This is a genomic window from Streptomyces sp. NPDC007945, assembly GCF_042958885.1.
GTDB lineage: Bacteria > Actinomycetota > Actinomycetes > Streptomycetales > Streptomycetaceae > Streptomyces.
Map to the genome: position 1 here is coordinate 288237 of NZ_JBIBJV010000004.1, position 24419 is coordinate 312655.

At 72.2% G+C, this 24419-nt stretch carries 17 protein-coding genes; 14 read left to right on the forward strand and 3 right to left on the reverse strand.

Translation table 11 applies throughout. The features are described from left to right. Positions 1-1201: 1201 nt before the first annotated feature. The 3 genes from araB to araD are packed head-to-tail and all read left to right on the forward strand — an operon-like array spanning position 1202 to position 5211. Positions 1202-2908, forward strand: a complete 1707-nt coding sequence (gene araB / locus ACFZCF_RS15475) for a ribulokinase (protein WP_391286857.1) — start codon at positions 1202-1204, stop codon at positions 2906-2908. A 45-nt stretch (positions 2909-2953) separates the two neighbouring features. Beyond that, a complete protein-coding gene (gene araA, locus ACFZCF_RS15480; protein WP_391286858.1) occupies positions 2954-4462 on the forward strand; it encodes an L-arabinose isomerase in 1509 nt (502 codons plus the stop codon). A gap of 35 nt (positions 4463-4497) precedes the next feature. Further along, positions 4498-5211, forward strand: a complete 714-nt coding sequence (gene araD, locus ACFZCF_RS15485; protein WP_391286859.1) for an L-ribulose-5-phosphate 4-epimerase AraD — start codon at positions 4498-4500, stop codon at positions 5209-5211. Positions 5212-5275: 64 nt separating this feature from the next. On the opposite strand, the gene ACFZCF_RS15490 is transcribed toward araD, so the two are convergent. The 3 genes from ACFZCF_RS15490 to ACFZCF_RS15500 form a co-directional block, all read right to left on the reverse strand. Then, positions 5276-6736: an endo-1,4-beta-xylanase gene (locus ACFZCF_RS15490; protein ID WP_391286860.1), complete on the reverse strand. Its 1461-nt coding sequence runs from the start codon at positions 6734-6736 to the stop codon at positions 5276-5278. A gap of 326 nt (positions 6737-7062) precedes the next feature. After that, positions 7063-8577 carry a family 43 glycosylhydrolase gene (locus ACFZCF_RS15495; protein WP_391286861.1) on the reverse strand — a complete coding sequence of 505 codons (1515 nt, stop codon included), beginning with the start codon at positions 8575-8577 and terminating at the stop codon, positions 7063-7065. A 425-nt stretch (positions 8578-9002) separates the two neighbouring features. Further along, the gene (locus ACFZCF_RS15500) at positions 9003-10016 is read right to left on the reverse strand and encodes a LacI family DNA-binding transcriptional regulator (RefSeq protein WP_388447683.1); all 1014 of its coding nucleotides are present in this window, start codon (positions 10014-10016) and stop codon (positions 9003-9005) included. A 232-nt stretch (positions 10017-10248) separates the two neighbouring features. On the opposite strand from ACFZCF_RS15500, the gene ACFZCF_RS15505 reads away from it, so the two are divergent. The 11 genes from ACFZCF_RS15505 (at position 10249) to ACFZCF_RS15555 (ending at position 24398) form a co-directional block, all read left to right on the forward strand. After that, entirely contained in the window at positions 10249-11538 is a 1290-nt protein-coding gene (locus ACFZCF_RS15505; RefSeq protein ID WP_391286862.1) for an extracellular solute-binding protein, read from the forward strand. A 4-nt stretch (positions 11539-11542) separates the two neighbouring features. Continuing rightward, complete coding sequence (locus ACFZCF_RS15510; protein ID WP_388447680.1) at positions 11543-12523, forward strand: carbohydrate ABC transporter permease; 981 nt, start codon at positions 11543-11545, stop codon at positions 12521-12523. Then, entirely contained in the window at positions 12520-13350 is an 831-nt protein-coding gene (locus tag ACFZCF_RS15515) for a carbohydrate ABC transporter permease (RefSeq protein WP_388447678.1), read from the forward strand. Before ACFZCF_RS15510 ends, ACFZCF_RS15515 begins: the two co-directional genes overlap by 4 nt. Positions 13351-13382: 32 nt before the next feature. Beyond that, positions 13383-14789 carry a glycoside hydrolase gene (locus ACFZCF_RS15520; RefSeq protein WP_391286863.1) on the forward strand — a complete coding sequence of 469 codons (1407 nt, stop codon included), beginning with the start codon at positions 13383-13385 and terminating at the stop codon, positions 14787-14789. 23 nt (positions 14790-14812) lie between these two features. Continuing rightward, on the forward strand, positions 14813-15853 hold the full coding sequence (locus ACFZCF_RS15525) for an endo-1,4-beta-xylanase (protein ID WP_391286864.1): 1041 nt from the start codon (positions 14813-14815) through the stop codon (positions 15851-15853). Beyond that, positions 15850-16896, forward strand: coding sequence for a Gfo/Idh/MocA family oxidoreductase (locus ACFZCF_RS15530; protein ID WP_391286865.1), 1047 nt, complete (start codon positions 15850-15852; stop codon positions 16894-16896). The genes ACFZCF_RS15525 and ACFZCF_RS15530 overlap by 4 nt, the downstream gene beginning before the upstream one ends. Further along, positions 16893-17753, forward strand: coding sequence for a DUF6807 family protein (locus tag ACFZCF_RS15535; protein WP_391286866.1), 861 nt, complete (start codon positions 16893-16895; stop codon positions 17751-17753). Before ACFZCF_RS15530 ends, ACFZCF_RS15535 begins: the two co-directional genes overlap by 4 nt. Then, entirely contained in the window at positions 17750-18514 is a 765-nt protein-coding gene (locus tag ACFZCF_RS15540) for a cupin domain-containing protein (protein WP_391287091.1), read from the forward strand. Before ACFZCF_RS15535 ends, ACFZCF_RS15540 begins: the two co-directional genes overlap by 4 nt. Then, positions 18511-19986 (forward strand): non-reducing end alpha-L-arabinofuranosidase family hydrolase, encoded by a 1476-nt coding sequence (locus ACFZCF_RS15545; RefSeq protein ID WP_391286867.1) that lies wholly within the window; start codon positions 18511-18513, stop codon positions 19984-19986. Before ACFZCF_RS15540 ends, ACFZCF_RS15545 begins: the two co-directional genes overlap by 4 nt. Positions 19987-20183: 197 nt before the next feature. Continuing rightward, a complete protein-coding gene (locus tag ACFZCF_RS15550; RefSeq protein ID WP_391286868.1) occupies positions 20184-21812 on the forward strand; it encodes a sigma-70 family RNA polymerase sigma factor in 1629 nt (542 codons plus the stop codon). 216 nt (positions 21813-22028) lie between these two features. Beyond that, positions 22029-24398, forward strand: a complete 2370-nt coding sequence (locus ACFZCF_RS15555; RefSeq protein WP_391286869.1) for a non-reducing end alpha-L-arabinofuranosidase family hydrolase — start codon at positions 22029-22031, stop codon at positions 24396-24398. Positions 24399-24419 lie beyond the last annotated feature (21 nt).

Genomic DNA, 24419 nt, shown 5'->3' on the forward strand with positions numbered 1-24419 from the left:
GGCCGCTGGAGGCGGCGCGGCCGGTGTCGGTGACTGCTGGAGGCCGGCTGGCCGGTGTCGGTGCCCGCCCTGCGGGCTGTAGGGCGGGTGACGTCGGTCTGCTGCGGGCCGTGCGGCCGACGGCGGCGACGGCGCCCTTCGGGCGAAGGCGGTGCGGCCGGTGTCGGTAGCCGCTGGAGACCGGCTGGCCGGTGGCGGTGACCGCTGCGGGCCGTAGGGCGGGTGACGTCGGTCTGCTGCGGGCCGTGCGGCCGACGGCGCCCTTCCGGCGCAGGCGCTGCGGGCCGTGCGGCCGACGGCGGTGCCCGCCGAAGGCAGTGCGACCAGTCTCGGGCGTCCGCCGAAGGCCGTATGGCCAGTGGGCGGCGACCATCAGAGGTCGTACGACCGGTTGCGGCGGCCACCGAAGGCCGTGTGGTCAGTGGCGCGTGCACCAGGCGCGCGAACAGTGTCCGCGTCCATCAGAGGCGGTGCGGTCGGTGTCGGTGACTGCTGGAGACCGTGTGGTCAGTGGCGCGTGCACCAGGCGCGCGAACAGTGTCCGCGTCCATCAGAGGCTGTACGACCAGCGGCGGCGACCGCCGGAGGCCCTATGGCCAGTGGGTGGCCGCCAGAGGCCATGCGACCGGCGGCGCGTTCACCGGGCGTGCGACCGGTGCCCGTGTCCACTGGAGGCCGTGCCTCCGCGGTCCGCGTCAGCTGGAGGCCGTGCCTCCCTTGGTCCGCGTCGGCTGGAGGCCCTACGGCCAGTGGCGGCGGCCCCAGACGCCGTACAGGCGGTTTCGGCGACGCCGGAGTTCTCACGGCGGCCGGTCCCGTCCCCCGACGGCGGGCCGTACGGCCTCCGGCGTCCCGGGCCTGCGACGGGGCGCCGTGCGGCGGCCGCCCCGCGCCTCCGCACGCGCCCCCATCCCCTCGCCCGGCACCCCCGCCCCCTCGCCTCACCCACCTCTCCCTTGCCTCAGCCCGCCCCTTGCGTCACCCCGTCCCCCTCGCCTCATGCCCCCCCCCGCCCCCGGAACGCCGTTCGCGGCCCGTCGCCCTGCCGCGCCCAGCCGAGTGAGCGCTCACTTCCGGACCGGCCTTTCGCGCTCGATGTTCGACAGAACCGCTCCCACCCCTTGTTCAACTCAATTGTGAGCGTTAACAATCTGAGGGCTCCCCCCACTCGCCCCGCTCCCGACGAGAGAGACCCCGCATCGTGAGCTCACCCGTACTTCCCGGTCCCGTGGCCCGCCACCACCCCGAGGCATGCACCATCGGCGTCGACTTCGGCACGCTCTCCGGCCGCGCCGTCGTGGTGAGAGTCCGGGACGGCGCCGAACTCGGTGCGTCGGTCCACGAGTACCGCCACGCCGTCATCGAGGACCGCCTGCCCACCACGGGTGCCCCCCTGCCCCCCGACTGGGCCCTGCAGCACCCCGAGGACTGGCGCGACGTCCTGCGCACCGCCGTCCCCGCGGCGCTCGCCGACGCCGGAGTCGACCCCGCCGACGTCATCGGCATCGCCACCGACTTCACCGCCTGCACCGTCCTGCCCACCACCCAGGACGGCACCCCCCTCGCCCTGACGCCCGCCTGGGCCGACCGCCCGCACGCCTGGCCCAAACTGTGGAAGCACCACGCGGCCCAGGACCAGGCCGACCGCATCAACGCCCTCGCGCACGCCCGGGGCGAGAAGTGGATCGCACGGTACGGCGGGAAGATCTCCGCCGAGTGGCAGTACGCGAAGGCCCTGCAGGTCCTGGAGGAGGACCCCGCCGTCTACGCCGCTTGCGCCCGCTGGATCGAGGCGGCCGACTGGATCGTCTGGCAGCTCACCGGCAGCGAGTCCCGCAACACCTGCACCGCCGGCTACAAGGGCATCCACCAGGACGGCACGTACCCCTCGCCCGACTTCCTCGCCGGACTCCATCCGGACTTCGCCGACTTCCCCGCCACCCGCCTGGAGCACCCGCTCTCGCCGCTGGGCTCCCGCGTCGGTGGACTGAGCGCCACGGCCGCCCGCTGGACGGGCCTGCCCGAGGGCATCGCCGTCGCCGCCGGCAACGTCGACGCCCACGTCGCCGCACCCGCCGCGGGCGCCGTCGAGAACGGCCGGATGCTCGCCATCATGGGCACCTCCACCTGCCACGTCCTCAACGGCGCCACCCTCGCCGAGGTCCCCGGCATCTGCGGGGTCGTCGACGGCGGCATCGTGACGGGCGCCTACGGCTACGAGGCCGGTCAGAGCGCCGTCGGCGACATCTTCGCCTGGTGGCTCCGCCAGGGCGTCCCCGACCACTACCGCGCCGAGGCCGAGGCGGCCGGTGAGGACCTCCACCGGTTCCTCACCCGCAAGGCCGCCGCACAGCCGGTCGGCGCGCACGGCCTGGTCGCCCTGGACTGGATGAACGGCAACCGCTCCGTCCTGGTCGACCACCACCTCTCCGGCGTCATCGCCGGCCTCACCCTGGACACCCGGCCCGAGGACGTCTACCGGGCCCTGCTCGAAGCCACCGCCTACGGCACCCGGCTGATCGTCGAGACCTTCGAGAACGCCGGGATCCCCGTCGAGGAGTTCATCGTCACCGGAGGCCTGAGGAAGAACGCGCTGCTCATGCAGATCCACGCCGACGTCCTCCGCCGTCCCGTCTCCCTCGGCACCTCCGAACAGGGACCGGCGCTCGGCTCGGCCATCCACGCCGCCGTCGCCGCGGGCGCCCACCCCGACGTCCGCTCCGCCGCCTCCGCCATGGGCAGCGTCCAGCGCCACGCCTATCTGCCCGACCCCGCCAGGGCGGACGCCTACGACGCCCTGTTCCACGAGTACCGCGCCCTGCACGACCACTTCGGCACCGGCACGCACCTCCTCCACCGCCTGCGGCGGATCCGCAACGCCGCACGCGCCGCCGGCCCGACCGGCTGACCGCCCCGACCTCCCCGCCCCGCACCTCCGAGGAGCACACCCGACATGACGCCCGCCCAGCCCGACCGTGAGATCTGGTTCCTCACCGGCAGCCAGTCCCTCTACGGCGACGACACCCTCGCCCAGGTCGCCGACCAGTCCCGCGCCATCCGCGACACCCTCGCCGCCCAGCCGCAGCTGACCGTCCGCCTGGTGTGGAAACCGGTCCTCACCGACGCGGCCGCCATCCGCGCGATCTGCCTGGAGGCCGAGGCCGACGACCGCTGCATCGGCCTGATCGCCTGGATGCACACCTTCTCCCCGGCCAAGATGTGGATCGCCGGCCTCGACGCCCTGCGCAAGCCCCTGCTCCACCTGCACACCCAGGCCAACCGCCGGCTGCCCTGGTCCACCATCGACATGGACTTCATGAACCTGAACCAGGCCGCCCACGGCGACCGAGAGTTCGGTTTCGTCCAGACCCGCCTCGGTGTCCCGCGCAAGACCGTCGCCGGCCACGTCTCCACTCCCGAGGTCGTCGACCGCATCGCCGGCTGGGCCCGCGCCGCCGTCGGCCGCGCCGAACTCACCACCCTCAAGCTCGCCCGCTTCGGCGACAACATGCGGGACGTCGCCGTCACCGAGGGCGACAAGGTCGAGGCACAACTGCGGTTCGGCGTCTCGGTCAACACGTACGGCGTCAACGACCTCGTCGCGGCGGTCGACGCGGCCGACGAGTCCACCGTCACCGCCCTCGTCAAGGAGTACCAGGACCTCTACGCCCTCGCTCCCGAGCTGCGGCCCGGCGGCGAGCGCCACGCCTCCCTGCGCTACGCCGCCCGCATCGAGGCAGGCCTGCGCACCTTCCTCACCGACGGCGGGTTCCGCGCCTTCACCACCAACTTCGAGGACCTCGGCGGCCTGCGGCAGCTCCCCGGCCTCGCCGTGCAGCGCCTGATGGCGGACGGGTACGGCTTCGGCGGCGAAGGGGACTGGAAGACCTCCACCCTGCTGCGCACCCTCAAGGCGATGGCGCACGGCCTGCCCGGCGGCACCTCCTTCATGGAGGACTACACCTACGACCTCACGCCCGGCCAGGAGCTCATCCTCGGCGCCCACATGCTGGAGGTCTGCCCCTCCCTCACCACGGCGCGGCCCTCCTGCGAGATCCACCCGCTCGGCATCGGCGGACGCGAGGACCCGGTCCGTCTCGTCTTCGACGCGGACCCCGGACCGGCCGTCGTGGTCGGCCTCGCCGACATGGGCGACCGGTTCCGCCTCGTCGCCAACCACATCGACGTCGTCGCCCCGCCCGAGCCGCTGCCCCGGCTCCCCGTCGCCCGGGCCGTCTGGCGGCCGCGGCCCGACCTGCGTACCTCCACCGAGGCGTGGCTGACGGCCGGCGCGCCCCACCACACCGTCCTCACCACCGCCCTCGGCGGCGAGGAGCTCGACGACCTCGCCGAGATGCTGCGCACCGAACTCGCCGTCATCGACGAGGACACCACCGTCCGCCGCTTCGCCCGCGAGCTGCGCTGGAACCAGGCCTACCACCGTCTGGCGCAGAGCCTGTGACCGCGCCCACCGCCCCCGACAGGAGGGAGCCGACCGTGAGCACCGCCGTCTCCGAGGAGCTGCGCCGGGAGGTGCTGGAGGCCAACCTCCGCATCCCGCGGTCCGGTCTCGCCACCCTCACCTGGGGCAACGTGAGCGGAGTGGACCGGGGGGCCGGCGTCTTCGTCATCAAGCCCTCGGGCGTGTCCTACGACGTCCTGACCGCCGACGACCTGGTCGTCGTCTCGCTCGCCGACGGGAGCGTCGTGGAGGGCCGCCTGCGCCCGTCCACGGACACGGAGACCCACCGGAGCCTCTACCTGGCCTTCCCCTCCATCGGAGGCGTGACCCACACGCACTCCACCCACGCCGTCGCCTTCGCCCAGGCCCGGCGCTCGATTCCGGTGCTCGGCACGACCCACGCGGACACCTTCAACGGGCCCGTCCCCGTCACCGCGCCCCTCACCCCGGAGCAGTGCGCCACGGACTACGAGTACAACACCGGCCAGGTCATCGTGGACCTGCTCGACCGCGACGACACGAGGGCCCGCGAGGTCCCCGGCGCCCTGGTGGCCCACCACGGCCCCTTCACCTGGGGCGCCGACGCCACCGCGTCCCTGGAGCACGCCGTCATCTGCGAGGCGGTGGCCGAGATGGCCCTCCGCACGATGGCCCTGGGCACGGTCGAGCCCCCGCGGCACCTCCTGGACCGCCACTTCACGCGCAAGCACGGCCCGGATGCGTACTACGGCAACCCTTCCCCCGCCTGAACGCGCCGAGGGGAGCCAGGAACGTCCTGGCTCCCCTCCGTGGTGCGGGTGTCAGCGGATCCGGTCAGGCGCGGGTCCAGCGCTGGTTGGTGCCGTTCCAGCAGGAGTAGAGTTGGATCTGCGTGCCGTTGGCGGTGCCGCTCGCGGCTGCGTCGAGGCAGCGTCCGGACTGCACGCCGACGATGGAGCCGTCGGAGCCGAGACGCCACTTCTGGTTGTCACCGCCCCAGCAGGAGTAGATCTGCACCTTGGCGCCGTTGGCGGTGCCGGCGGCGTCCAGGCACTTGTCGCCGTAGACCCTGAGCTCGCCCGCGGCGGTGAGGGTCCACTGCTGGTTGGTCCGGCCGTTGCAGTCCCACAGCTGGACCTGGGTGCCGTCGGTGGTGACGGCGCCGGGCACGTCCACGCAACGGCCCGAGGCGACGCCCTTGATCGGACCGGAGCCGGGAGAGGGGGTGGGGGTCGGCGTCGGCGTCGGGTTCGGCGTGGAGGAGCCCGCGTTGAGGGCGTTGAGGACCGAGGTGTACGCGGGCTTCTTGCTGCCGTCGCCGTTGAAGAGCAGGGGCGTGTGCTCCGCCCGCCAGGAGTCGGTGTCGCGCACGCCCCAGACGGTGATGCCGAGGCAGCGCGGCACCGCCAGACAGTCGTTGGTCACGTTGGCGTACGTCGTGCCCGAGGCGCCCTGGATGTCGAGCTCGGTGATGGCGACGTCGACGCCGAGGGCGGCGAAGTTCTGCAGGGTGGTGCGGAAGTTGCTGTTGTACGGGCTGTCGTTGTTGAAGTGCGACTGGAAGCCGACGCAGTCGATGGGGACGCCGCGCTGCTTGAAGTCCCGGACCATGGAGTACATCGCCTGGGTCTTGGCCCAGGTCCAGTTCTCCACGTTGTAGTCGTTGTAGCAGAGCTTGGCGGCCGGGTCGGCCGCGCGGGCGGTGCGGAAGGCGACCTCGATCCAGTCGTTGCCGCTGCGCTGGAGGTTGGAGTCGCGCCGGGCGCCGGAAGTGCCGTCGGCGAAGGCCTCGTTGACGACGTCCCACTGGGTGATCTTGCCCTTGTAGTGGGTCATGACGCCGGTGATGTGGTTGTTCATGGCCTGGCGCAGCGCGCTGCCGCTCAGGTTCTGCATCCAGCCGGGCTGCTGGGAGTGCCAGGCCAGGGTGTGCCCGCGGACCTGCTTGCCGTTCTGCACCGCCCAGTTGTAGACGCGGTCGCCGGCGGTGAAGTCGAACCGGCCCTGCTGCGGTTCGGTGGCGTCGATCTTCATCTCGTTCTCGGCGGTCACCGAGTTGAACTCGCGGTTCGCGATCGTCGTGTACGTGGCGTCGCCGAGCCGCCCCGACGCGATGGCGGTTCCGAAGTACCGACCGCTCTGCGCCGCCGCGCTGCCCAGGGTGCTCTCGGCGGCCTGCGAGGGCTGCGGCGCGACCAGGACGGCGGCGGAACCGAGGACGCCGACGATGAGCGCCGCGCCCAGGCCGCCGATTCTCCGGCGGACCCCGGACGCGAGAAGAGTGGGTGAACGCATGTGCTGGACCTCCTGGGGGGAATGCGCGGAATGGTGCGAGCACGGCGCAGAGAATCCCCGTCCGCGCGTCCGCGCCCCTGCGAAAAGGGCGTGTGTCGACAGGACGCGGGATTCGAGGAACGACACCGTGGTGGCGGCGAAGAAAGTCGAGCCGCCTCGGAAATCAGTCTGGAAATACGGCAGGGGCATGTCAACGGTTTCGAGGATGTTTCGGAATTCCTGTGACGAAAGATTTCGCCGCACAGGACACGCGGAATCCTGGAGCGCGCCGAATGCTCACGGTCGGTGGGGAGAAATGCCCGCGAATGCGCCGACCGTCGGCGCCGCTACCGACCCGAAGAATTCCGCGGATGCGGATAGCTGAGGTCGAACCACGCGAAACGGGCGTCGCGGGTGGAAGGGCGCCCGTGCGACGTGGCGTAGAGACCGACCTGGACGCCGGTGAACAGCGGGATGAGGAAGTCGGCTTCGACCGTGGCCAGGTCCCGCCAGGCGCCGTCCGGTCCCGCGTGGGCGAAGGTGTGGGTGAGACCGCGGACCCGGACCCCCAGACGCACGGGGCCGGGGGACAGCCCGGTCCGGGCCAGGACGCCGGGGCCGCGCCGCAGGAGGAGGCCCTCCGCCGTGCGCACCAGGAGGAGGTGGGCGTCGTCGTCCAGGACGACGGCGAGGCCGGCCTCCTCGTGCGGCGCCGCGGGGGCGAAGTGCAGCTCGGTGGACGCGTCGCAGTCGGGCTGCTCCTGTGGCCGGACCAGGAGGGACGGGGTGCCGCGTTCGCCGAGGCGTTCCGGCCGGAGCCGGAGCCGGAGTCCGTCGCCGGTGGTCCAGAACGGCGTGCGCGGGGTGCGCAGGCAGCTCCAGTCCGCGGAGAGGACAGAGAAGTCGTCGTGGAGGGGAGGACGGGGAGGGACGTCTTCCAGGGTGACGGGGGAGAAGACCGGCCGGCCGTCGCGCCAGGTCACCTCGGCGAGGAAGGTCTCGCGTCCGAGGGCGGAGCCCGGGCGGACGCCGAGGAGGACGGCCCGCCAGTCGCCTTCGGGGGTCCGCACGAGGTCGGCGTGACCGGTGCAGGTGACCGGGCCCGCGGCGGGGGGCAGCACGGGATTGCCGGGGGCGCCCGCGTACGGGCCCGTGACGCGGGGAGCGCGGGCGGCGACGACGCTGTGGTCGGCCTCGGTGCCGCCTTCCGCGGTGAGGAGGAGGTAGGAGCCGTCGATCCGGTAGAGGTGCGGTGCCTCCGGCCATCGGGCGTCCGCCCGGCTTCCCGACCAGAGGACGTGTTCGGGGCCGGTGAGCCGCCGTTCGCGGGGGAGGTACTCGCGCATCCAGATCTCGGTGCGGCCGGCGGCCTCGTCCAGGACGCGGGCGGCGGTGAACCAGGCGCGGCCGCGGCCCTCGCCCTCTCCGCCCGTGCCCGCGCGGTCGCGGCGCGTGCCGTGGTCGCCGTCATCGCCGTCGTCGAAGAAGAGCGACGGGTCGAAGCCGTCCCCCTCCAGCCACCTCGGCTCCGACCACGGCCCCGCCGGGTCGGTCGCCGTGACGACGAAGTGGCCGGGGCCGTCCATCAGCGTGCAGACGAGGTGGAACTCCCCGTCGTGGTGGCGGATCGTGGGCGCGAACAGGCCGCGCGAGGGTCCGCACCCGTCGAGGTCGAGCTGGGACGGACGGTCGAGCGCGGAGCCGACGCGGCGCCAGTGCACGAGATCACGGCTGTGGAAGACGGGAAGGCCCGGGAACCACTCGAAGCTGGACGTCACCAGGTAGTAGTCCGACCCCACCCGGCAGACGGACGGGTCGGGCCGGAACCCCGGCAGCACGGGCTCGCCGAAGGACGCGCTCACGGGACGGGAACGACATCGGCCTTTGGGTGGCCGACCGGAGGGCCCGGGGGGACCGGCGGGTGATCGACCAGGGGCGGTGCGCAGGCCGGTCCGGGGCCGAGTCGGGGCCGGGCGGCGGAGCCCCGCGCGGGGCCGGGCCTGGAGGGTGCGCCGGCCGGTGCCGGGCCGAGCCGGGGCCGAACGGAGCCCCGCGCAGGGCCGGGCCTGGAGGGTGCGCAGTCCGGCGCGGGGCCGGGCCGGGGCCGAACGGAGCCTCGCGCGGGGCCGGGTCGGGGGCGGACGGGTGTCGGTGCGGGGCCGAACGCCGGTCGTACGGAGCCCGGCGTGGGGTCGGCCGGGGTGTCCGTGAGGGTGTGCGGAGCGAAGGCGCCACGCCCGGGCGGGGGCGGGAGGGGGGTGCGCCGGTGCTCGTTCAAGGGATGCTCCTAGGGACGAGGCGGGGCGGTGGAGAGCCGGACCTTGAGTTCGGTCGAGAGCTCCATCCGGGGGCTGACCAGGGGCTGGCCGTCCATGAGCTGGAAGAGGGTGCGGGCGGCGACCCGACCCATCTCCTCCAGCGGCTGACGCACCGTCGTCAGCGGCGGCGACAGCCAGTCGCACATCGGCAGGTCGTCGAAGCCGATCACACTGAGGTCCCGGGGGATGCTCAGTCCGCCCTGCCTCGCGGCCTCGTAGACGCCCATCGCCTGCTGGTCGCTGCCGGCGAAGACGGCGGTCGGCGGCTCGGGGAGGGCGAGCAGCTCCTGGGCGCACCGGAAGCCGCCCTCGTGCTGGAAGTCGCCGAAGCGGATCAGGTCGCGGTCGACGTCGACGCCGGCCCGCTCCAGAGCCGCCCGGTACCCGTCGATCCGGGCCTGGCTGCAGAGCATCTCCTTGCGTCCGCCGATCGCGGCGATCCGGCGGTGCCCGAGCTCCAGCAGGTGTTCGGTGGCGGCGAGGCCGCCGGCCCAGTTGGTCGCCCCGACGCTCGGCACGCCGTTGCCCGGCAGGTCGATCGGGTCGATGACGACCAGCGCGGCCCCGGTCCGCTCGACCTGGGCGCGCTGGGACGGGGTGACCGAGGCGGTGACGAGGATGACGCCGTCGCTGTGGTGCAGGGCCGGCAGGGCGGTCCAGCCGGTCGGCGAGGTCTCGCCGGGCGGGACGAGCGAGACGACGGTGGCGACGCTCCGCCGGGCGCACTCGGCCTCGACGCCCCGCAGGATCTCCACCGCCCACGCGCTGTCCAGACCGCCGATGATCAGGTCGACGAGACCCGATCTGCGGCCTCTGCCCTGCCGCCCGGGCGGGAGGTAGTTGTGCGCCTGCAGCAGCCCCTCGATCCGTTCGCGCGTCGAGGGGGCGACATCGGAGCGGCCGTTGATCACTTTGGACACGGTGGCCTGGGAAACCCCCGCCTCCGCGGCGATGACGGCCAGGGTCGGGCGCTGCTCGCTCAACTTCTCTCCTCTGCGCGGATGCCTTCGGCCGACGGGTATCGCAAACTTTCGATGAGTTTCCGGGCGGTTCGACGGCTTGTCAACCCTGCGAACAGCGGGGGGAAGCAAAGAAATTGGCACGGGGTCTTGACCGATTAGCCTTACGTTCCTAGTTTGTGGCAGCGCAGAATTCGAGAGTATTTCGAAAAAGTTTCGGCACGCCCGCCCCGGCATTCCCCGTCCCGGAGGTCCCATGGCCAGCACCCTCACGAGCCGACGTAGCTTCCTGGCGCTCACGGGCTTGACCGCCCTGTCCGTCTCCCTGACCGCGGCCTGCGGGGCCGACGGGACCGACGGCACGTCCGCCGACGGCAAGGTGTCGTTCGACTGGTGGAACATCGCCACCACCGAGCCCGGCAAGTCCCTCTTCCCGGAGATCTCCGCCGCGTACACGTCCGCTCACCCGAACGTCGCCATCCACACGACCTCGTTGGAGAACGAGGCGTTCAAGTCCAAGCTGACGGCGACCACTTCGTCCGGGAAGCTCCCGGACGTCTTCCAGACCTGGGGCGGCGGCGTGCTGCGGCAGCAGGTGGACGCGGGGCTCGTCGAGGACCTCACCGACGTCCTCGACTGGTCGTCCGAGCTCACCACGGTCTCGCTGGAGGCCTACCGGATCGAGGGCCGCACCTACGGGGTTCCGTACGACATCGGCATGGTCGGCTTCTGGTACAACAAGAAGCTCTTCGCCCGGGCCGGGATCACCGCGCCGCCCGCCACCTGGGCCGAGCTCCTCGACGCCGTCGGGAAGCTCAAGGCGGCCGGCATCACCCCGATCGCCCTCGCCGGCAAGGAGAAGTGGCCGGGCCACTACTACTGGGCCTACCTCGCGATGCGCGTCGCCGGCCTCCCGGCGCTGCAACAGGCCGCCACCGGCAAGGACTTCACCGGAGCCGGGTTCGTCCAGGCGGGCGTCCACCTCAAGGAGCTGGTCGACCTCCAGCCCTTCCAGCCGTCCTTCCTCGGCGCCGGCTACGCCACCCCCGGAGGCCAGGCGGCGACCATGGGCAACGGCAAGGCGGCCATGGAGCTGATGGGGCAGTGGGGCCCCTCGGTGCAGAAGGACGCCGGCGCCGACCTCGGAGCGGACCTCGGGTTCTTCCCCTTCCCCACGGTCGACGGAGGCGTCGGGAAGGCGACCGAGGTGTTCGGCGGCGGCGGCGGTTTCGCACTGCGCAAGGGGGCCCCGAAGGAGGCGCTGGACTTCCTCCGGTTCTTCGTCCTGGACAACCAGGCCAAGCTGCTCGCCTCCAACGGCTACCTGCCGGTGGTGAAGGGCGCGGAGAGCGGGCTCACCGACGCGAACAAGAAGGTGGTGGCCGCCAGCCTGGCCAAGGCGACGGGCTTCCAGCTCTTCCTCGACCAGGCCTATCCGCCGGCGGTCGGCCAGGAGGTCAACGACAGCGTCGCCGACCTCATCGCGGGCGAGAAGACGCCCGAGCAGGTCACCGCTTCGATCACCGAGGCTGCGAAGAGTGCCTAGCTCCGTGCCCACCCTGACGAAGGAGCGGACGGAGGACGCCGTGCCGGCACCCCGCCCGCCCGCCCCGGGCCGGCACTCGCCGCGCGGGTGGCGGGAATGGGCCTCGATCGCCTGGTTCCTCGTCCCGGCCCTGGTCCTCTTCCTCGTCTTCGTCCTCGCGCCGATCGTCGTCGCCGTCCTCACCGGCTTCTACAAGTGGGGCGGTATCGGCCCCCTGGACGACTTCGTCGGCTTCGCGAACTACACCAGGCTCTTCGACGACCGGGTCTTCCTCGGCGACCTGGGGCGCGGGCTGTACCTGATCGTCCTGTCGGTCACCGTGCAGCTGCCGTTCGCGCTGTTCACCGCGGTCCTGCTCAACCAGAGGCTGCGGGGCCGCGCCGTCTACCGGATGCTGTTCTTCGCCCCGTACATCCTGTCCGAGGTGGTCACGGCCGTCCTCTTCACGATGATCTTCCTGCCCGGCGCCGGCATGGCCGACCACCTCGCGGGCCTCCTCGGCCTGGAGGGGCTGCAGGGCAAGTGGCTCGCCGACCCGTCGACGGTCATGCCGACCCTCTTCGTGGTCATGATCTGGAAGTACTTCGGCTTCCACATGATGCTCTTCCTGGCCGGACTGCAGGGCATCCCCGCCGAGATCATGGAGGCCGCCTCCCTCGACGGCGCCGGCCCCTGGCAGCGCTTCCGGCACGTGACCCTGCCGCTGCTCGGTCCGACCGTCCGGATCAGCGTCTTCCTCTCGGTCATCGGCTCCATCCAGCTCTTCGACCTCGTCTGGGTGATGACCGCCGGCGGGCCCAACCACTCCTCCGAGACGATGGCGATCGCGATGTTCCAGTTCGGGTTCAAGCGCTACCAGGTCGGCTACGCCAGCGCCATCAGCGTGGTCCTCTTCATGATCAGCCTGGTCTTCTCCCTCTTCTACCAGCGCTACGTGCTCCGCCGCGACCTCGACGGGGCGGTCACCACGGGAGGCGGCCGGTGAACGCCCGTCGTACGGCCCGCGGCCTCTCGCTGCACGGCGTGATCTGGCTGATCGGCGCGTTCGTCGCCGTCCCGCTGGTCTACGCGGTGATCTCCGGGTTCAAGAGCACCGGCGAGCTCACCAGCAACCCGTTCGGGCTGCCGGACGAGTGGAAGGTCGGCAACTACACCGGCATCCTCGGCGACGGGATGTTCTGGCGGCAGATCGCCAACAGCGCGGGCATCGCGATCGGCACCACGTTCTGCACGGTGGCGGCCTCCGCGATGGCGGCGTTCGTCCTGGCCCGCTACGCCTTCCGCGGCCGGGAGCTGTTCTACGGGCTGTTCACGATCGGGCTGATGTTCCCGTTCGCCGTGGCCGTCCTTCCGCTCTTCCTCATGCTGCGCACCTTCGGCCTGCTCGACAACCCGCTCGGGGTCGTCCTGCCGCAGGCGGCCTTCGGGCTCCCGATGACGATCATCATCCTGCGCGGCTTCTTCCGGACCATCCCGGCGGAGATCGAGGAGGCCGCCGTCATGGACGGCTGCGGCAAGCTCCGCTTCTTCTGGAAGATCCTGCTGCCGATGGCACGGCCGGCGCTCGGCACGGTGTCCGTCCTGGCGATCGTCGCGAGCTGGAACAACTTCTTCCTGCCGCTGCTGGTGTTCAACGACCCGAAGTGGCAGACGATCCCGGTCGGCGTCCAGCAGTTCCAGGGCCAGTACTCGACCGACTACGCGCTCGTCCTCGCGTACATCGTGCTCGCCATGGTTCCCGCCCTCGCCTTCTACGCCGTCGCCGAACGGCAGCTGATCGGCGGCCTCACCGCCGGTGCCACCAAGGGCTGACCCGCTCCCCGTCCCCCCTCCCAGGAGACCCCGTGAAACGTCTGACCGCACTGACGACCGTCATATTGTTAGCGCTAACAACGCAGGCCGCGTCGGCCGACCCGCCGGCTCCCGCCGCCACCGCCCGCGCCACCGTCGACTTCCGCGGCGCGCTCCAGCCCATCGACGGATTCGGCTTCTCCATGGCCTTCCAGCGGGCCGACCTGCTGCACGGCGCCCGTGGCCTCGGCCCCGTGAAACGGCGCGAGGTGCTCGACCTGCTGCTCAGCAAGGAGAAGGGCGCCGGACTGTCCATCCTGCGCCTCGGCATCGGCTCCTCGACCGACCGGGTCTACGACCACATGCCGACGATCCTGCCGAAGGACCCCGGCGGTCCGGACGCCGCTCCGTCGTACGTCTGGGACGGCTGGGACGGCGGCCAGGTCTGGCTCGCCAAGGAGGCCAAGGCGTACGGCGTCGAGCGGTTCTTCGCCGACGCCTGGAGCGCACCCGCCTTCATGAAGACCAACGACAGCGAGAACGACGGCGGCGAGCTGCGGCCCGAATGGCGCCAGGCGTACGCGAACTACCTCGTCCAGTACGCGAAGTTCTACCAGCGGGAGGGCATCGGGATCACCGACCTGGGATTCACCAACGAACCCGACTGGACGGCGACGTACGCCTCCATGCGCTTCACCCCCCAGCAGGCCGTCGACTTCCTCAAGGTCCTCGGGCCGACCGTCCGCGCCTCCGGCCTGAAGACGCGACTGGTCTGCTGCGACGCCGCCGGCTGGGACCGGCAGGTCGCCTACACCGAGGCCATCGAGGCGGACCCCGCCGCCGACAAGGCCGTAACGACCGTCACCGGCCACCGCTACAGCGGCCCCACCACGGTCCCGCAGCCCACCGACAAGCACGTGTGGATGTCGGAGTGGTCACCCGACGGCACCACCTGGAACGAGAACTGGGACGACGGCAGCGGCTACGACGGCCTCGCCGTCGCCGCCGACATCCAGAACACCCTGACCGTCGGCAACGCCAACGCCTACGTCTACTGGACCGGCGCGTCCCTCGGGGCGACCCGGGGACTCATCCGGCTCGCCGACCCCGGCGACGACTACCGGGTGTCCAAGCGGTACTGGGCGCTGGCCGCCTTCAGCCGCTTCATCCGCCCCGGCGCCGTCCGCGTACCGGTCACCCACGCCGACCCGGCCCTCCAGGTCACGGCCTTCCGCAACACCGACGGAAGCCGCGTCATCGAGATCCTCAACACCGCCACCACCGAGACCTCCGCCGCCTTCACGCTGCGCGGCGGCCACGACCGCCACGACCGCCACCCCGACGCCTACGTCACCGACGAGACCCGCTCGATCACGCCCGCCGCGGTCGCCGCCACCCACGGCACCACCCTCACCGCCACGCTCGCGCCCCGCGCGCTCACCACCATCGTCCTCGACTGAACCCACCACCCCAGGAGCCCTCCATGCCCCTGTCCCGGCATCTCGTCGCCCTCTCCGCCGCCGTCTGCCTCGCGGCCGGCCTCGCCGCGACGCCCGCGACCGCCGAGCCCCGCCCGAAGACGCTCGCCGAACTCGCCAAGAAGCACCACAAATACTTCGGCTCCGCCACCGACAACCCCGAGTTCACGGACGCCGCCTACCTGAAGCTCCTCGGCAGCGAATTCGGCCAGACCACCCCCGGCAACGCCATGAAGTGGTACGCCACCGAACCCGAGCCCGGAGTCTTCGACTTCACCGCGGGCGACGAGGTCGTGGCGTTCGCCAAGGCCCACCACCAGAAGGTCCGCGGCCACACCCTCGTCTGGCACAGCCAGCTCCCCGCCTGGCTCACCGAGCGCACCTGGACCGCCGACGAACTGCGCGCCGTCCTCAAGAACCACATCCAGACCGTCGTCCGGCACTACAAGGGCCAGGTCATCCACTGGGACGTCGTCAACGAGGCCTTCAACGAGGACGGCACCTACCGCGAGTCGCTCTTCTACAAGACCCTCGGCCCCGGCTACATCGCCGACGCCCTGCGCTGGGCCCACGAGGTCGACTCGCACGCCAAGCTCTACCTCAACGACTACAACGTCGACGGGATCGGCCCCAAGAGCGACGCCTACCACGCCCTCATCAAGCAGCTGAAGGCCGACGGCGTCCCGGTGGAGGGCTTCGGCATCCAGGGCCACCTGGCGCTCCAGTACGGCTTCCCCGCCGACGTCCGCCAGAACATGCAGCGCTTCGCCGACCTCGGCGTCGAGGTCGCGGTCACCGAGCTCGACATCCGCATGAACCTGCCCGCCACCCCGGAGAAGCTCGCCACCCAGGCCACCTGGTACGCCGACTACGTCAAGGCCTGCCTGGAGGTCCGGAAGTGCGTCGGCGTCACCATCTGGGACTACACCGACAAGTACTCGTGGATCCCCTCCGTCTTCCCCGGTGAGGGCGCCGCCCTGCCCTACGACGAGAACCTGGCGCCCAAGCCCGCCTACCACGCGATCCGGAAGGTGCTCGGCGGATGATCAGGACGGCGATCGTCGGAACGGGCGGGATCGCCGGCATCTGCCACGTCCCGGCCCTCCGGGCACAGGCGCACCGCGCCGAGATCGTGGCGGCCGTCGACGTGGACGCCCTGCGCGCCGAGGCCTTCGCGGCCGAGCACGGCATCCCCGCCGTCCACACCGACCTCCGCACCATGCTCCGCGAGCAGCGGCCCGACGTCGTGCACCTGTGCACGCCGCCGTTCCTCCACGCCGAACAGGCCGTGGCCTGCCTGGAGTCGGGGGCGTGGGTGTGGTGCGAGAAGCCCGTGGCCCTGTCGCTGGCCGAGTTCGACCGGATCCAGGCCGCCGAGGGCCCCGCCGCCGCGGGAGCGGTGTTCCAGCACCGGTACGGCTCGGGCGCCCGGCACCTGCGCGACCGGATCGCCGCCGGAACCCTGGGCCGTCCCCTGGTCGCCCAGTGCGTCACCGCCTGGTACCGCGACGACGCCTACTACGACGTGCCCTGGCGCGGCACCTGGGGGAGCGAGGGCGGCGGCCCGACCCTGGGCCACGGCATCCACCAGATGGACCTGATGCTGGACGTCCTCGGACCGTGGGCCGAGGTCCGCGCGATGGCCGGCCGTCTGGAGCGCGACGTCCAGACCGAGGACGTCTCCGCGGCCCTGGTCCGCTTCGAGAACGGAGCCCTCACGACCGTCGTCAACAGCGTCCTCTCCCCGCGCGAGGAGAGCTACCTGCGCTTCGACCTCACCGACGCCACGGTCGAACTCCGGCACCTCTACGGCTACTCCAACGCGGACTGGACGTTCACCGCCAGGTCGCCGGGGGCGACGTGGGAGCCGCCCGACGACCTGCCCAGCTCGCACACCGCCCAGCTCGCCGCCTTCCTCGACGCGTACGAGGCGGGCACCAGGCCCGACCTCGGCCGCCCCACGATGGAACTGGTCACCGCCCTGTACAAGGCCGCGATCACCGGCCGCCCCGTCGGGCGCGGCGAGATCGACCCGGCCGACCCGTTCTACGGCTCCCTCCACGGCGGCCGCCCGGAGGTGTTCCGATGACGTTCGAACTCCGGGAGGAGAAAGACTCCTTGACCGTCGGGGCGCGCGGTGTCGACCTCTTCCGGTACGTGCACCAACCGGTCATGGACCCCTTCGAGGCGCCCAAGCCCTACCTGCATCCGGTCCGCACGCTCGCCGGCGACACGGTCACCGGATACCGGCCGCACGACCACCGGTGGCACAAGGGCGTCCAGTTCACGGCGTCGTGGGTGTCGGGCCAGAACTTCTGGGGCGGCGGCACCTACCTGCGGGGCCGGGGCTACGTGGACCTGCCGAACCTCGGCACCATGCGCAGCCTCGCCGTGTCCGCCGAGACGGAGCACGACCGCGCGCGGATCACCGAGGACCTGGCCTGGCACACCATGGCCGGGGAGCACTGGCTCGACGAACGCCGCACCCTGACCGCGTGCGACGTCGCGGCCGACTCCTGGACCCTGGAGGTCACCACCGCGCTCACCAACGTCCGCGACACCCCGCTGGTGTTCGGCAGCCCGGGCACCCAGGGCAGGGAACTCGCCGGATACACCGGCCTGTTCTGGCGGGGCCCGCGCGACTTCACCGGCGGCGAGGTGATCGGCCCCGCGATGGGGGAGGAGGGCGACTGGCTGGCCTTCGTCGGCAGGCACGACGAGGTCGACCGCGCCTCCACGCTCCTGTTCCTCGACGATCCCGCCGCCCCGGGCCGCTGGTTCGTCCGCAGCGAGCCCATCCCCGCCGTCAACCCGTCCCTGGCCTTCGACGAGGAACTGCCGCTGGCCCCGGGAGCCACCCTGGCGCGCCGCTACCGGATCGTCGTCGCCAGCGGCGCGTGGACCCCCGCCCGCCTCTCCCGCCACATCCAGGAACACCCGTGGTGAGCCCCCTCCCCGGCGCCGTGGGGGTCTCCGCGCTGACCGTGTACGACTGGGAGGCCGCCGACGGGCTGCGCGGCGGCACCCCCCACATGCACCTCGTCTGCTCGGAGGCGTACGTCGTCATCGCCGGCGAGGGCAGCGTCCAGACCCTCACCACCTCCGGCTTCGCCGACACGCCGCTGCGCCCCGGGGACGTCGTCCGGTTCACCCCCGGCACGATCCACCGTCTCGTCGACGCCGGCGGACTGCGCCTCGTGGTGCTCATGCAGAACAGCGGGCTCCCCGAGGCGGGCGACGCCGTCCTCACCTTCCCCCCGGCCGTCCTCGCCGACCCCGAGGCCTACCGGGCGGCGGCCACCCTGACCGGCGACCACGCCGCCGCGGCGCGCCGCCGCCGCGACCTGGCGGTCGAGGGCTTCCTGGCCCTGCGCGACGGCGGGCTGCCGGAGTTCCACGCCGCGGCCCACCGGCTGAAGCGGGACCTCCTGGACGTCTGGTGGGTCCGCTGGCGCGACGGCCCGCTGACGGCGACCCTCGCGACCGGCTCCCAACTGGCGGCACTCCGCGCCGGAGACCTCTCCCACCTCGACCACGGCGAGGTGGCCCGGCTGGAACGTCCGGAGGAACCGGGCTTCGGCATGTGCGGCCTCCTCCATCCCTACGCCGTCCCCGCCCCGGTCCCCGACCCCGACCCTCCGGCGCCGCCGCCGCGCGGCTCGTCGGACACACCCCAACCCCCTACCCCGAAGGAGATCTCCCGATGAGATTCCGCCGCCCGCCCCTGGTCCTGGGGCTCGTCCTCGCGGTCCTGTCGTCCCTGCTGCTGGGGGCCACCCTCCTCACGGCCCCGCCCGCCGTCGCGGCGACCGTCGACACCAACGCCTGGTACGTCCTGGTCAACCGCAACAGCGGCAAGGCCCTGGACGTCCACAACCTCGCGACCGGCGACGGCGCCCGCATCACCCAGTGGACCAGGAACGACCAGAACCAGCAGCAGTGGCAGTTCGTCGCCTCCGGCGACGGCTACTACCGCGTCAAGTCCCGTCACTCCGGCAAGGTCCTGGACGTCCACAACCTCTCCACCGCCAACGGCGGCGCGGTCGTCCAGTGGACCGACCTGAACGGCACCAACCAGCAGTGGCGGCTCGCCGACAGCCCGGACGGCCACGTCCGGCTCGTCGCCCGCCACAGCGGCAAGGCCCTGGAGGTCCAGGGCGCGTCCACCGCCGACGGCGCGAACGTCGTCCAGTACGACGACTGGGGCGGCGCCAACCAGCAGTGGCAGCTCGTCAAGGTCGCCGGCGGCGGCACCCCCGGCACCTGTGCCCTCCCCTCGACGTACCGCTGGTCGTCGACGGGCGCGCTGGCGCAGCCCAAGGCCGGATGGGCCTCGCTGAAGGACTTCACCGTCGCCCCCTACAACGGCCGGCACCTCGTCTACGCGACCACGCACGGAGCTGCCGGCACGGGCGCGGGCTGGGGCTCGATGAACTTCAGCCCGTTCACCAACTGGTCCGAGATGGCCTCGGCGTCCCAGAACACGATGTCGACGTCGGTCGTCGCCCCCACCCTCTTCTACTTCGCGCCGAAGAACATCTGGGTGCTCGCCTACCAGTGGGGCAGGACCGCCTTCTCGTACCGGACGTCGACCGACCCGACCAACCCGAACGGCTGGTCGGCGGAGCAGGAGCTCTTCTCCGGATCCATCACCGGCTCCGGCACGGGCCCCATCGACCAGACCCTGATCGCCGACGACCGGAACATGTACCTGTTCTTCGCCGGTGACAACGGCAGGATCTACCGGGCGAGCATGCCGATCGGGAACTTCCCGTCCAGCTTCGGCTCGTCGTACACGACGATCATGAGCGACACGACGAACAACCTGTTCGAGGCCCCGCAGGTCTACAAGCTCCAGGGCCAGGACCGCTACCTCATGATCGTCGAGGCGATCGGCTCCCAGGGCCGCTACTTCCGCTCGTTCACGGCCACCAGCCTGAACGGCACCTGGACGCCCCAGGCGGCCACCGAGAGCAACCCCTTCGCCGGCAAGGCCAACAGCGGCGCCACCTGGACCAACGACATCAGCCACGGCGAGCTGATCCGCACCAGCGCCGACCAGACCTTCACGGTCGACCCCTGCAACCTGCGCTTCCTCTACCAGGGCCGCGACCCCAACTCCGGCGGTGACTACGGCCAGTGGCCCTACCGCCCGGGCCTGCTGACGCTGCAGCGCTGACGCCCTCCGGCGGGACGGCCCCCGGCCGTCCCGCCGGGCCCACCACGGCCCGCGCCCTCTCCGCCGGAGAGGGCGCGGGCCCGATCCGACCGCGGCCGGCGGCCCGCCGAGCGGGGCACGGCGCCCGGCCGTATATCTTTGCCGACTTCAAGACATGCCGCCGTGCTCGGCGGATCGTTTCCCTGGAGAAGGCGGGAATGGGGCTCATCGACGTGGATCACGCGGAACTGGTCGTCGCGGCGCGGGCCGGTGACGACCGGGCGCGCGAGGAACTGATCGCCGCGTACCTGCCGCTCGTCTACAACATCGTCGGGCGGGCGCTGAACGGTCACGCCGACATCGACGACGTCGTCCAGGAGACCCTGCTGCGCGTGGTGCGCGACCTGCCCACCGTACGCGCCCCCGAGAGCTTCCGGTCCTGGATCGTGTCGATCACGCTCCGCCAGATCAACACGCACCTGCACCGCAAGCACGCCCTCGCCGAGCGCACCACGGTCATCGAGGAGGCGAGCCGGATACCCGACGCCGGCGCCGAACCCGTGGACGTCGCCCTCCTGCGCCTCCACGTCTCGGACGAGCGGCGACGGGTCGTCGAGGCCGCTCGGTGGCTCGACCCGGACCATCGCACGATGCTGTCGCTCTGGTGGCAGGAGTGCGCCGGTCTGCTGAGCCGCGAGGACATCGCCGCCGCGACCGGACTCACGGTCGCCCACGTCGGGGTCCGCCTGCAACGCATGCGCGAGCAGCTGGAACTGTGCCGGACGATCGTCGCCTCCCTGGAGGCCGACCCGCGCTGTCCGGGGTTCGAGGAGACCGTGACCGGGTGGGACGGCCTCCGCACCTCGGTCTGGCGCAAGCGGATGGCCCGGCACACCCGGGACTGCCCCGTCTGCGCGCCCGCGACGACCGGGCGGGTCCCGGCCGAACTCCTGCCCCTCGGCCTCGCGACGCTGGCCGTCCCGGCCGGACTGGTCTCCGCGCTCGTGGCCAAGGGCCTGCTGTCGGGCTCCGCCGCGAGCGCCGCCGGCCTGGCCACCGGGCCGGTCGCCGCCGCCGTCGGCACGGCGACGGGCGGAAGCGGAACGTACGGCACGCTCCTCGGCAAACTCCACGCGGTGACCGCTCACCCCCTGGTGGGCATCGCCGCCGGCGCCGTGCTCATCGCCGGGACCGCGGCCTACGTGACCTGGCCCGAACCCGCACCGCGCGGGCCCGCCGTGGCCGCAGCGCCCACGCCCGGCACCGCCGCGCCGGTCCCGACGCGCACCCCCGCGCCGCTCCCGACGCGCACGGCCACCGGTGTCCCCTCGCGCTCCGCCGCGCCGAGTCCCTCGGGCACCGCCGCTCCCGACGCGTCGGCCCCCGCGACTCCGTCCGCCGCCCCGGGCACGGTCCCGTTGGGCGCGCGGTCGCTGGAGTCCCTGGACCGACCCGGACTGTTCGTCACCTCCGCCGGTGACCTCGCCACGCTCGGACGGATCTCCGCGTCCAGCGGTGCGCAGGACCGGCGACGCGGCACCCTCACGGTCGTGGCCGGGCTGGCCGACGCACGCTGCGTCACCTTCCGTGCCGCGGACGGCCGGTATCTGCGCCACCACTACCTCCGGCTGCGGCTGAGCGCCGACGACGGCAGCGCGCTCTTCCGGGAGGACGCGACCTTCTGCCCGCGCCCCGGGGCCGCCCCGGGATCGGTGACCCTGCACGCGCACAACTACCCCGGCTCCGTCCTCCGCCACCGCGACGCGGGGATCTGGCTCGACGGGTCCGACGGCACGCCGGCCTTCGCCGGGCAGGCCTCCTTCCTCGTCCGCGGGCCCTGGTCCTGACATCCGCCCGGGGGGCGGGGCCCGGCCCGACGCCTCCTTCCGCCCGCGACGAGCGTCGGCGAAACGATTTTCCGGGGCGGCACGACTTTTCTGTTATGCGGCCGTGAGCCCGGCGGCCTCCACTTCAGGGGTGACCTTCCCCCACCTGCGTATCCCTGAAGAAAGGCCTCCCATGACGCTCCACACCCATGTGCACGGCGACAGCCGGAGCAAGGCGTGAAGGGCCTGCACCGGCTCCGCCGCCGTCGCCGGACGCTCGCGGCGGGCCTGGCCGCCGCCGCGGTGGTGGCCGGCGCCGTGACGACGCTCCTCCCCGGCGCCGCCGGAGCCGCGGGCCTCGGCACCCAGGCGGCGCCCTCGGGCCGGTACTTCGGCACGGCCGTGGCGGCCGGCAGGCTCGGCGACGCCGCGTACACCGCCATTGCGGACCGGGAGTTCACCATGATCACCCCGGAGAACGAGATGAAGTGGGACGTCGTCGAGCCGTCCCGCGGCACCTTCGTGTTCGGACCCGCGGACCGGATCGTCGACCGGGCCCTGGCCCGCGGCCAGCGCGTGCGCGGCCACACCACGGTCTGGCACTCGCAACTCCCCGCCTGGGTCGCTTCCCTCCGCGACCCGAAGGCGCTCCGCGGCGCGATGAACCACCACATCACCACGCAGCTGACCCACTACAGAGGCAAGGTCCACTCCTGGGACGTGGTGAACGAGGCGTTCGCCGACGGCGGCGGCGGCGGGCTCCGCGACTCCGTCTTCCGTAAGGTGCTGGGCGACGGCTTCATCGAGGAGGCGTTCCGCACCGCCCGTGCGGCCGCCCCCTCGGCCAAGCTCTGCTACAACGACTACAACATCGAGAACTGGTCCGACGCCAAGACCCAGGGCGTCTACCGCATGGTCAAGGACTTCAGGTCCCGTGGCGTGCCCCTCGACTGCGTCGGGTTCCAGAGCCACTTCGGGGCGAGCGGCCCCCCGGCGAGCTTCCGGACCACCCTCGCGGCCTTCGCGGCCCTGGGCGTCGACGTCCAGATCACCGAGCTGGACATCGCCCAGGCGGCACCCGCCCACTACGCGGACGCGGTCGGCGCCTGCCTGTCCGTGGCCCGGTGCACCGGGATCACGGTCTGGGGCGTCCGCGACAGCGACTCCTGGCGCAAGGGAGAGAGCCCCCTGCTGTTCGACGGCGGCGGCAGGCCCAAGCCCGCGTACGCCGCCGTCATGCGGGCCCTCGGCTCCGGCGCCGGCACCACCCCGGCCGAGCCGGCCGCCGGCACCGGGGAGATCAAGGGCGTCGCCTCGGGACGCTGCCTCGACGTCCCCGGCTCCGCCACCGCCGACGGCACACGGGTACGCCTGTGGGACTGCGGCGGACAGGCGAACCAGCGCTGGACCCGCACCGCCGCCAAACAGCTGAAGGTCCACGGGGAGAAGTGCCTGGACGCCAAGGGCAGGGGCACCGGCAACGGCACGCCGGTGATCGTCTGGGAGTGCAACGGCGGAGCCAACCAGCAGTGGGACGTCCACGCCGACGGCACGATCACCGGTGTCCAGTCCGGGCTCTGCCTCGACGCCGTCGGCGCGGCCACCGCGAACGGCACCACGATCCAGCTGCACACCTGCGCGCCCGTCGGCAACCAGAAGTGGACCGCCCCCTCCTCGACGGGCGGTGCGAGCACCTGCGCCCTCCCGTCGACGTACCGGTGGAGCTCGACGGGGCCCCTCGCCCAGCCGTCGCACGGGTGGGCCGCGGTGAAGGACTTCACTCACGTCGCGGTGGGCGGCAAGCACCTGGTCTACGCGTCGAGCGCGTCGGGGACCTCGTACGGCTCGATGGCGTTCAAGCCCTTCGCGAACTGGTCGGAGATGGCCACGGCCGGCCAGACGGGGATGAGCCGGAACGCGGTCGCGCCCACCCTCTTCTACTTCGCTCCCAAGAAGGTCTGGGTCCTCGCCTACCAATGGGGCGCGTGGCCCTTCGCCTACCGCACGTCCAGCGACCCCACCGACCCCGAGGGCTGGTCCGCGCCGCGGCCGCTGTTCACCGGCACGATCCCCCGCACGGAGTCCGGCACCGGTCCGATCGACCAGACCCTGATCGCCGACGACCGGAACATGTACCTGTTCTTCGCCGGTGACAACGGCAGGATCTACCGGGCGAGCATGCCGATCGGGAACTTCCCGTCCAGCTTCGGCTCGTCGTACACGACGGTCCTGAGCGACACGACGAAGAACCTGTTCGAGGCGCCGCAGGTCTACAAGGTCAAGGGCCAGGAGCAGTACCTCATGATCGTCGAGGCGCGGGGCGCCGACGAGCGGCGCTACTTCCGCTCCTTCACCGCCGCCGGCCTCGGCGGCCCGTGGACCCCGCAGGCCGCCACCGAGGGCAACCCGTTCGCCGGCAAGGCCAACAGCGGCGCCACCTGGACCGACGACATCAGCCACGGCGACCTGGTCCGCAGCAACCCCGACCAGACCATGACGATCGACCCCTGCAACCTGCAATTCCTGTACCAGGGCAAGTCCCCGCGGGCGAGCGGCCCCTACGACCGGCTCCCGTACCGGCCGGGGCTCCTCACCCTGCGCCGCTGACCCGCCCGAACCACAGTCGCA